Raw genomic sequence first — 8,556 nt, forward strand, 5'->3', positions numbered from 1 at the left:
TCAGGCCTTGCGCAACCAGTATTGGTAAACACCGGCGACGTCCTCTTCGTGCAACAGGGTGTGCCCGGCCAGCTTGGCGAAAGTACGGAAATCCCGCTGGGAGCCCGCGTCCGTGGCGATCACCTTGAGGACGGCGCCACTGGCCAATCGATTGAGTTCCAGCTTGGCCTTGAGCAAAGGCAACGGGCAATTGAGGCCGCTGGCATCGAGTTCGGCATCAAAGGCTACAGCGTCGGTCATGGTTTTACTCCGGGCACGCGTTTGGGCTGCTTAGAATATCTGGTCCGAAGCTCAGTGTCCGGCTACAGTAAGCTCTTTGTCGAAAGGCTCTGTGCATGACTTTTTTGCGCCCCACCCTGCTGACGCTGGCTTGCCTGCTGGCCTCTCCGGGCTTCGCTGACGACCTGCCGTCACTTGGCGACGCCAGTTCTGCCATTGTCTCGCCACAACAGGAATTCCAACTCGGCCGCGCGTGGCTGGCCTACTTGCGCGGCCAAGTCTCGCAACTCAACGACCCGCAGCTCAAGGATTACGTCGAAACCAGCGTTTACAAGCTGGTGGAGACCAGCCAGGTCAATGACCGGCGCCTGGAGTTCATCCTGATCGACAGCCCGCAGCTCAACGCATTTGCCGCGCCGGGCGGGATCGTCGGGGTCAACGGCGGGTTGTTCCTCAATGCCCAGACCGAAGGCGAATACGCCTCGGTACTCGCCCACGAATTGGCTCACTTGTCCCAGCGCCACTTTGCTCGTGGCGTGGAAGCGCAGTCGCGCATGCAAATCCCGATGATGGCCGCGCTGCTCGGCGGCATCATCGCCGCTGCTGCAGGCGCAGGCGATGCAGGGATTGCCGCGATTGCCGGCAGCCAGGCGGCAGCCATCCAGGAGCAACGCCGATTTTCGCGCCAGAACGAGCAAGAGGCGGACCGCATCGGCATTCTCAACCTGGAAAAGGCCGGTTACGACCCGCGCTCCATGCCGACCATGTTCGAGCGCCTGATGCGCCAATACCGCTTCGACGCCAAGCCACCGGAATTTTTGCTGACTCACCCGGTGACCGAATCACGGATTGCCGACACCCGTAACCGCGCGGAACAAGCCAAACCCGGCGGCAAGGAAGACAGCCTGCGCTATCAGCTGATTCGCGCGCGGGTGCAGCTGCAATATGAAGACACCCCAGGCCTGGCGGCCAAGCGCTTCCAGGCGCAGTTGGACGAGAACCCGAAGAGTGATGTGGCGCGTTACGGCCTGGCCATCGCTCAAATCAAAGGCACCCAGTACAAAGAGGCGCGGGAAAGCCTGCAGCCATTGCTCGCCAAGGCGCCCAACGACATCACCTACAACCTGGCGCAGATTGAACTGGACATGGACAACAACCGTTTGCCCGATGCCCAACAACGCACTGACCGGATGCTCACCCAATACCCCGGCAATTACCCGCTGAATCAGGTGCGGGTGGACCTGCTGCTCAAGCAGAACCGCACCGCCGATGCAGAGAAAGCCCTGGATGCGCTGCTCAAGTCCCGCCCGGATGATCCGGATGTCTGGTATCAGGTCGCGGAGACACGCGGTTTGTCTGGCAACATCATTGGCCTGCACCAGGCCCGCGCGGAATACTTTGCGTTGGTTGGCGACTTCCAGCAGGCCATCCAACAATTGGACTTTGCCAAACGTCGGGCCGGCAACAACTTCCCATTGTCCTCGCGCATCGATGCACGCCAGCGTGAGCTGATCGAACAGGAACGCCTGGTAAAAGGGATGATGAGCTAAACCCATCGCCCACAAAAAAGCCCCGCCTTCGTTAACCGAAGGCGGGGCTTTTTATTGGATCAGGCTAGCGGATTACTCGGCCAGCTTGAACGTGATGAAGCTGGCACGCCCTTGACGCAGAACGCGCATCGACACCGAACGATTCTTCGGCAGCGCCTTGGCGATGTCGGTGAACTGCTTGGTGGAATCGATGGCCTGATTGTTCAGGTGAGTGATCACGTCACCTGGCTGCAGGCCGATCAGGGAAGCAGGGCCGTCCTGCACTTCCTTGATCACCACGCCGCTTTTAAGGTCGAAGGTCTTCTTCTGCTCATCGGTCAGCTCGGCTACAGCAATGCCCAGGCGATTGCTGCTGCGCTCGGCACCCGGTTTGGCATTGCCCAGGGCGTCCAACGTCGCGCCTTCTTCCGGGATGGCGCCTACGGTCAGTTCAACGGTCTGGCGCTTGCCATCACGAATCACTTCCAGCTTGGCTTTGCTGCCCGCCTTAAGTGCGCCGACCAGGTGCGGCAGGTCGGCCGACATGACGATAGGCTGGCCGTTCATGCTCAGGATCACGTCACCGACTTGCAGGCCACCTTTGGCAGCGGGGCCGTCGTCCTGGATCTGTGCAACCAGAGCACCGGCAGGCTTGTCGAGGCCGAAGGACTCAGCCAGGTCTTTGTTAACTTCCTGGATCACGACGCCCAGCCAGCCACGGCTGACTTTGCCACCGCTTTTGAGCTGATTGGAAACGTCCATGGCCACATCGATAGGGATGGCGAAGGACACGCCCATGAAGCCGCCGGAACGGGTGTAGATCTGCGAGTTGATACCGACCACTTCGCCCGCCAGGTTGAACAGCGGACCACCCGAGTTACCTGGGTTGATCGGCACGTCAGTCTGGATGAACGGCACGTAGTTTTCGTTTGGCAAGCTGCGGCCGATGGCGCTGACGATGCCTTGGGTCACGGTATGGTCAAAGCCGAACGGCGAACCGATCGCAACCACCCATTGCCCGGCTTTCAGGTCCTGGGATTTACCCAGCTTCAATACCGGCAGGTCTTTGCCATCGATTTTCAGCAAGGCCACGTCAGAACGCGGGTCGGTGCCCACCAGCTTGGCTTTCAGCTCGCTGCGATCGGCCAGGCGCACGAGAATTTCGTCCGCATCGGCAATCACGTGGTTGTTGGTAAGGATGTAGCCATCCGGCGAAATGATAAAGCCTGAGCCGAGGGACTGCGCTTCACGCTGGCCACCACCGCCACCCCTAGGGGAGCGCTGTTGCGGCATGCCGCGCTCGAAGAACTCGCGCAGCATCGGCGGCAGGCCCTCGAGGTCAGGCATCTGCTGATTCGAGACTTTGCGATCCGGCAGCTTCTGCGTGGTACTGATGTTCACCACGGCAGGCGACGCCTGCTCTACCAGTTGGGTGAAATCAGGCAGCTCGGCCGCTTGCGCGGACACGGCCTGACCCAGCACCAGCAGCGTGGCGACTATGGATAGGTAAGACTTCAAGCGTGGTATCGACATACAGCTCCCGTTACGACGAGCAGGGTTGAGCGACAGGGTTCAAGAAACGCCGAAAACTGCGACCGACATCTTTGTTCCGCGAACAAAACAAGGCCAGGGCCGACAAGCCCTGACCTATAAAAAACATGGGGATTATTTGCAAGTGAAAATACTGATCCAGACATTTCATGCTCTCGGCAACCAACCTGGCATGGGCGTAGATTGAAAGGTCAGGATGAACATAGGATTAACGGCTCACGGCTTGGCGTCGGTCTTTGTACCGCGCACCGACAGCGCGATGCGTTCGGCAGTACCGATTGGAATTTCACCGACAACGGTCACCATCACCTCGCCATCCACGGTATTCAGACGCCGGGACACAGCAACTGTTGGGCCGAGTTGAGTGCGCGTTTCCGTTACGCTCGCGCCCTCAGTCGACTCAAGAAACACCGAAAAGCGCGCAAGGCCGTCGTCATACATCAGGCTGTCGACGGCGGACTTGGTCTGGGTGTCTTTTCGCGAGATGCTGTTGGTCAGTTGAAAACCCGGCGGCAGCCAATCCAGATGCCACGCGTGGGTGGCGGGCACTTCGGGTGCTTTGGTGTTGGTCAGGGCGATAGGCGTGCATTCACTGCTGGGCTGTAAATCGCGGTCTGTGGGCGCGGCCGACGTGTTCAATCGGGTGAACTGGAAGCGCTCCAATAATTGCCCTTGATCGTTGAGCAACAGAGATTTGAGCGGCAGGCCGGTTTCACGGTCCAGATGCAACTCAAAGCCATAGCGATATTGGTCGCGCGGTGTAATCGACACAATCACCGCGTTACGACCGGCCACGCGAGATTTGCCGATAACGGCCATTTCATAAAATTGAGTAAGTTTTTGTGGATCAAGTGAACGCGATGAGGCATCACGCGAATTGCCAAGGCCAGCAACAAGGCTGCCACTGACACATTGAGTCTGGCCATCCACCCGCACGACCTCTTGAGCAGAACCATCGAGCTGCAAAAGCCGCTCACGGACCTGACCGTCCTGGACACGATGCCAGATGTCATGGGTAGAAAAACTGCCGTTACGTTCGTAGACGAACGTACCTTGAAAGCTTTGCTGCTGCTCTGCACGCCCAAGTCGAGTCAGCCAGTCTTGGGCTTCGTCGGCATGGGCGGATAGTGCAAAACAACCACTGAGCAAAAGCGTAAGGAGCGGTATGGCGCGCATAGGGCCCCTTAGCGGTTTAGCGGTTTTCCAAACTTGCAGCACGAGCGTATGGCAGAGCGCTTTCAGTGCCTTTCAAGGCCGATTCCTGTGCGTGTTGGCGCAGGTAGCCTGGAAGACGCTGATCTTGCCAGCCGGATTGCCCTTGGAGCACACCGTTGGCCATAGGGCCAGTGGTGTCCGAGCTTTCCTTGTAGCCGGCCAGTACGGCTGGGCCTTTGACTTGCGGGCCGGCCATGACCGGTTGCTGAGTCTGTTGGGCGAGTTCCGCACCAGCGATTTCGTCCTGGTTGTACAGGCGAACACCGGCGAGCACTGCAACAGTTACCGAAGCAGCAACTGCCAGGCGACCCAGGCTACGCCATGGACCACGAGCAGCTTTTGCCGGAACGGCTTCATCGGCCAGCGCAGCAGAAACAGCCGCAGCAATATCCAGACGAGGGATTAGAAGATCCTTGTGCATCACCGCCCGAGCGACTTGGTAACGAGACCAGGTATCACGGGTTTCGGCATCATCAAATGCGTTAAGCACTCGACGAAGTTCCAGTTCATCCGCTTCGTTATCCATCACTGCGGACAGCGATTCCTGCAGGGCATCACGACTCATGGCGGTTCCTCTCTTGGCTGTCGCCGCTGTCTTTAGTTTTCCTGCAACAACGGTTGCAAGGCTTTATCGATGGCTTCCCGGGCCCGGAAAATCCGTGACCTTACAGTCCCCACCGGACACTGCATGACGCTCGCAATGTCTTCGTAACTCAGACCATCGAATTCACGTAAAGTTAACGCCGTACGCAAATCTTCTGGCAGTTGCTGAATTGTGCGATGAACGGTGCCTTCGATCTCGTCGCGCAGCAATGCACGCTCCGGCGACTCGAGATCCTTGAGGCCGTGATCACCATCGTAGAATTCAGCGTCTTCTGAACTGACATCACTATCCGGCGGGCGGCGACCGCGAGAAACCAGATAGTTCTTCGCCGTGTTAATGGCGATGCGGTAGAGCCACGTATAAAACGCACTGTCACCGCGGAAATTGCCCAGTGCACGGTATGCCTTGATAAAGGCTTCCTGTGCAACGTCCTGCGCTTCATGGGTGTCGTGCACAAACCGCACGATCAACCCGAGAATTTTGTGCTGGTATTTCAGCACTAACAGATCAAATGCTCGCTTGTCGCCGCGTTGAACGCGCTCGACCAGCTGCTGATCCTCTTCCTGGGTTAGCATGAACACTCCTCGTTGTACTTGAAGGAGGCTTGCATAACTAAACGATCAGGCTTGTAAACATAGACTAGGACTTTTCGCAAAAGTTCTCCCCCTTCAAGCAAGTTTCCGGCACGCACTGATTTGGCACACACGAAAAACGCAGCACGGGCAAGGCCGGCTGCGCGAATAATCTTGTCGCCGGTTTTCTGACGCGTCCAATGCTCCCGACGGGCCAATAAACTCAACGTTTTCCCAGCTTTCGGGCAACCTGCTATTGAGTCAGGGCTTATGCAAAAAGTTCCCGATTCAATAACCGGCTGATTTACCCTGGCCGCGCACCGTAATCTCACATTGCCACGAATGCCCCGCTATTGTGCCGCTCCCCCCCTCTATATACTAGTGGCCCGTGTGACCCTTTGATTCGCCGATCCAGGCGTCCTGATTGCGCCAGCCCTGTGGATCGCTTTTTGCGGAATCCTTCAAATGAGCCAACAGTTTCAACACGATGTCCTGGTGATCGGTAGCGGCGCGGCCGGCTTGAGCCTGGCGCTGACCCTTCCCAGCCACCTGCGCGTCGCGGTACTCAGCAAAGGCGACCTGGCCAATGGCTCGACATTCTGGGCCCAGGGCGGTGTCGCCGCCGTGCTGGACGACACCGACACCGTGCAGTCCCACGTCGAAGACACCCTTAACGCCGGCGGCGGCCTGTGCAACGAAGACGCCGTGCGTTTCACCGTCGAGCACAGCCGCGAAGCCATCCAATGGCTGATCGATCAAGGCGTGCCCTTTACGCGTGACGAACACGCGGGCAGCGATGACGGCGGCTTCGAGTTCCACCTGACCCGGGAAGGCGGCCACAGTCATCGCCGCATCATCCACGCCGCCGACGCCACCGGCGCCGCGATCTTCAAGACCCTGCTCGACCAGGCCCGCCAGCGCCCCAACATCGAGTTGCTGGAGCAACGCGTCGCCGTCGACCTGATCACCGAAAAACGCCTGGGCCTGGACGGCGAACGCTGCCTCGGCGCTTATGTGCTCAACCGTGCCAGCGGTGAAGTCGACACCTACGGTGCGCGCTTCACCATCCTGGCATCCGGCGGCGCAGCCAAGGTCTACCTCTACACCAGCAACCCCGACGGCGCATGCGGCGACGGCATTGCCATGGCTTGGCGCTCCGGCTGTCGGGTGGCCAACCTTGAGTTCAACCAGTTCCACCCGACCTGCCTGTATCACCCGCAGGCCAAAAGTTTTCTGATCACCGAAGCCCTGCGCGGCGAAGGTGCACACCTGAAACTGCCGAACGGCGAACGCTTCATGCAGCGCTTTGATCCGCGCGCCGAGCTGGCGCCGCGGGATATCGTCGCCCGCGCCATCGACCACGAAATGAAGCGCCTGGGCATCGACTGCGTCTACCTCGACATCAGCCACAAGCCCGAAGCCTTCATCAAGACCCACTTCCCCACCGTCTACGAACGCTGCCTGGCATTCAACATCGACATCACCAAAGGCCCGATCCCGGTGGTACCGGCTGCGCACTACACCTGCGGCGGCGTGATGGTCGATCAGCACGGCCGCACCGATGTGCCAGGCTTGTACGCGATCGGCGAAACCAGCTTCACCGGCCTGCACGGCGCCAACCGCATGGCCAGCAACTCGCTGCTCGAATGTTTCGTTTACGCCCGCTCAGCGGCCGCCGACATTCTCGAACAACTGCCGCGTATCCCCGTCCCTGCCGCCCTCCCCCGCTGGGACGCCAGCCAGGTGACCGACTCGGACGAAGACGTGATCATCGCCCACAACTGGGACGAACTGCGCCGCTTCATGTGGGACTACGTGGGCATTGTGCGCACCAACAAACGCCTGCAACGCGCGCAACACCGCGTGCGCTTACTGCTGGATGAGATCGATGAGTTTTACAGCAACTACCGAGTAAGTAGGGACCTGATCGAACTGAGGAACCTTGCTCAGGTAGCGGAGCTGATGATTAGGTCAGCCATGCAACGCAAGGAATCTCGGGGTCTCCACTACACGCTGGACTATCCAGGGCTGCTTTCAGAAGCGAAGGATACGATCCTTACACCGACCGAATGAGGCACGTTAGGAAGCCTCAGCGTAGCACGGTAAGGCCCCGGTTTGTAACAGCTTTGGCGCATCTTTGTCCCATCGCTGGGGTCCTTATCGCCTGCCCGCGAGGGTCCTTAACGCGCCCACGGGCACCCATGCGAGGGCCTACGGGGGAGCCTGCGCGGGAAGTCTTGTAATGGTGACCTTTCAGATTTTTCTGTCAGATTCTCAAGAGGGTCGGCGAGACCACAACCAGAACCCCAGTTGAACGGCCAGACAGACCCAGTAGAGGGCCTGTAGGTGGTCCATGGGGTTCTCCTTGAGGGATTAGAGTGACTTGTGAAAGCGAACGTCTGTGAGTTCGTGTTGCAGGGCTACCTCAAGGAGGCGCTCATATGAATGCGGCCAGCTCCCTTGGGATTGGTCGTCAGAGGCGCCTGATTGCAGCAGGGCAAAGCACAGCGCAGCATGCGGGGTCAGAGACTCGACAGGCACTTTAGTAACTACCCGCTTGCCCTTGTATGTGTAGCACAGCGTGACACTCATCGACGGGCCTTAGTGTAGGCAACTTAGTCCAAGAGCTTAGCGCGTCACGCTTCGTTTATGGAAGTGTCGTTTAGCGCTTACCGGGCCTTGAGACGCCTTGCAGCGGCCTTGATGTCCCTCATTGCGATTCGATAGTTGTCCTTCTCTCGTTCGAGCAGGTGAACCACAGCAGCCTGTATCGACACACGTTCAAACCCTGAGCCTTCCAGTTCAAGCCAGCGCTTGACGATCATGTTGGACAGCTTGAAGGAATACCGGGAGAGCAGCGTAAAGG

Annotated in this window: 7 protein-coding genes and 1 pseudogene; 2 read left to right on the plus strand and 6 right to left on the minus strand. The window is 58.9% G+C overall.

Translation table 11 applies throughout. From position 1 onward, the window contains the following. Window positions 1–240: a sulfurtransferase TusA family protein gene (locus WBB95_RS23595; protein WP_424489757.1), complete on the minus strand. Its 240-nt coding sequence runs from the start codon at window positions 238–240 to the stop codon at window positions 1–3. A 95-nt stretch (window positions 241–335) separates the two neighbouring features. Between WBB95_RS23595 and WBB95_RS23600 the strand changes: the two genes are divergently transcribed. Further along, window positions 336–1,769 (plus strand): M48 family metalloprotease, encoded by a 1,434-nt coding sequence (locus tag WBB95_RS23600; protein ID WP_424489758.1) that lies wholly within the window; start codon window positions 336–338, stop codon window positions 1,767–1,769. Between the two features lie 72 nt (window positions 1,770–1,841). Here the strand turns inward: WBB95_RS23600 and WBB95_RS23605 are convergent, their stop codons facing one another. The 4 genes from WBB95_RS23605 to rpoE form a co-directional block, all read right to left on the minus strand. Beyond that, a complete protein-coding gene (locus WBB95_RS23605; RefSeq protein WP_424489759.1) occupies window positions 1,842–3,281 on the minus strand; it encodes a DegQ family serine endoprotease in 1,440 nt (479 codons plus the stop codon). 234 nt (window positions 3,282–3,515) lie between these two features. Continuing rightward, window positions 3,516–4,475, minus strand: coding sequence for a MucB/RseB C-terminal domain-containing protein (locus tag WBB95_RS23610; RefSeq protein WP_424489760.1), 960 nt, complete (start codon window positions 4,473–4,475; stop codon window positions 3,516–3,518). Between the two features lie 16 nt (window positions 4,476–4,491). Further along, window positions 4,492–5,079 (minus strand): sigma-E factor negative regulatory protein, encoded by a 588-nt coding sequence (locus WBB95_RS23615; RefSeq protein ID WP_003172479.1) that lies wholly within the window; start codon window positions 5,077–5,079, stop codon window positions 4,492–4,494. Window positions 5,080–5,111: 32 nt separating this feature from the next. Beyond that, window positions 5,112–5,693, minus strand: coding sequence for an RNA polymerase sigma factor RpoE (gene rpoE / locus WBB95_RS23620; protein ID WP_003172477.1), 582 nt, complete (start codon window positions 5,691–5,693; stop codon window positions 5,112–5,114). Window positions 5,694–6,155: 462 nt separating this feature from the next. Here rpoE and nadB point away from each other — a divergent pair, with 462 nt between their 5' ends. Further along, window positions 6,156–7,763 (plus strand): L-aspartate oxidase, encoded by a 1,608-nt coding sequence (nadB, locus tag WBB95_RS23625; RefSeq protein ID WP_424489761.1) that lies wholly within the window; start codon window positions 6,156–6,158, stop codon window positions 7,761–7,763. A gap of 596 nt (window positions 7,764–8,359) precedes the next feature. Here nadB and WBB95_RS23630 read toward each other — a convergent pair. Beyond that, window positions 8,360–8,556 (minus strand): annotated as a pseudogene (locus tag WBB95_RS23630) (hypothetical protein); the annotation flags it as partial.

Source organism: Pseudomonas sp. (genome assembly GCF_049645325.1).
In the GTDB taxonomy this organism is placed as follows: Bacteria; Pseudomonadota; Gammaproteobacteria; order Pseudomonadales; family Pseudomonadaceae; genus Aquipseudomonas.

Coding starts and splice junctions, on each gene's coding strand:
- WBB95_RS23600 (WP_424489758.1), top strand. CDS start 336: ATGACTTTTTTGCGCCCCACCCTGCTGACGCTGGCTTGCCTGCTGGCC.
- nadB (WP_424489761.1), top strand. CDS start 6,156: ATGAGCCAACAGTTTCAACACGATGTCCTGGTGATCGGTAGCGGCGCG.
- WBB95_RS23605 (WP_424489759.1), bottom strand. CDS start 3,281: ATGTCGATACCACGCTTGAAGTCTTACCTATCCATAGTCGCCACGCTG.
- WBB95_RS23610 (WP_424489760.1), bottom strand. CDS start 4,475: ATGCGCGCCATACCGCTCCTTACGCTTTTGCTCAGTGGTTGTTTTGCA.
- WBB95_RS23615 (WP_003172479.1), bottom strand. CDS start 5,079: ATGAGTCGTGATGCCCTGCAGGAATCGCTGTCCGCAGTGATGGATAAC.
- WBB95_RS23595 (WP_424489757.1), bottom strand. CDS start 240: ATGACCGACGCTGTAGCCTTTGATGCCGAACTCGATGCCAGCGGCCTC.
- rpoE (WP_003172477.1), bottom strand. CDS start 5,693: ATGCTAACCCAGGAAGAGGATCAGCAGCTGGTCGAGCGCGTTCAACGC.